The 1,124-nt window shown below is 70.7% G+C and carries 2 protein-coding genes; both read left to right on the plus strand.

The window, feature by feature from the left end:
* A partial coding sequence (locus tag KD1_RS16810) for a hypothetical protein (protein ID WP_217995836.1) occupies nucleotides 1-787 on the plus strand: 787 nt, incomplete at its 5' end.
* 89 nt (nucleotides 788-876) lie between these two features.
* Nucleotides 877-1,124 (plus strand): hypothetical protein (locus tag KD1_RS07745; protein WP_217995837.1); only part of this gene is annotated, 248 nt, incomplete at its 3' end.

A 1,124-nucleotide genomic window follows, 5' to 3' on the forward strand; every position in this document is an offset into this window, starting at 1 on the left:
GGTGGCGCGCCGGGCCGCCCAGGGCGCGCAGTCGCGCGTCAACGAGCGGCGGGCCTACCGCGACGCCGTGCGCCGAGTCGAAGAGGGCCGCCAGGTGCCCCTGGACCAGGCGCACTTCCGCAACGACTTCGAGGCTCCGGCTCCGTTCCTGCCGGCTGCGGCCGGCGGTCCGCCGTCCCGGGCACAGCAGCGCTTCGTGCTCGCGCTCATGGCCGCGATCGTCGTCATCGCCTTCGGATTCGCGATCTGGCAGGTCGGCAAGATCGGTCAGAACACCAACCTGGGCTACATCACGCATCCCGACGACAACCGCGTCGCGACCGTCTCGCCGACGACCAACGCCGGCGGCGGCACGACCCGGGTGTGGCCGATCATCACGGCCAAGGGGTACGACCCCTCCGGAGATGGCGTCGAGCACGATGCCGAGGGCGCACGCGTGTACGACGGCGACCCGAAGACCGCGTGGACGACCGAGGGCTACTCGTCGCCGCTGTCGAGCCAGAAGCCGGGTGTCGGCCTCATCGTCGACCTGGGCAAGTCGCGCCAGGTGGGTCAGGTCTCCATTCAACTACCCGACCCGGCGACGTTCGACGTCTACCTCTCCAGCAGCGGCAGCCACGAGGGAGCGCGGAAGCTGGGCTCCTCGACCGGCCGCAGCGGGGAGGTCAAGATCGTCCCGGCGAAGAAGTACACCGGCCAGTTCGTCATCGTGTGGCTCACCGAGGTCCCCCAGGATCAGTCCGGCCAGTACCGCGCCGCCATCTCGGAGATCGAGGTTTCGAGCTGAGGGGAACAGATCGCGCCGCTTGAGCGTCAGAAGTGAAGGAGCCGGCCCCCACCGGCACCCCACCCTTCCTTGACACCCCGGAGGCGACGGTGACGGAACGAGGCAACGCCGATCGTCGGCCCGAGGACCCCAGCGACATCGCTGCGCTTCTGGCCGGCCTGCCCGACCCGGGCCCGGTGCCGTCGGACCTGATGGACCGGATCAACGCCTCCTTGGCGACGGAGCGACTGCAGAAGAACGTTTCCGGCGAGCCGGCGCTCCCGGTGGCGCCACCCACGTCCAGTCCGCGGCGTGCGTGGTTGCTGCCGGCCGCGGCGGCCGGCGTGTTGGCCCTGGG

This window comes from Kribbia dieselivorans NBRC 106261, assembly GCF_001552435.1.
GTDB classification, from domain to species: Bacteria; Actinomycetota; Actinomycetes; order Actinomycetales; family Dermatophilaceae; genus Kribbia; species Kribbia dieselivorans.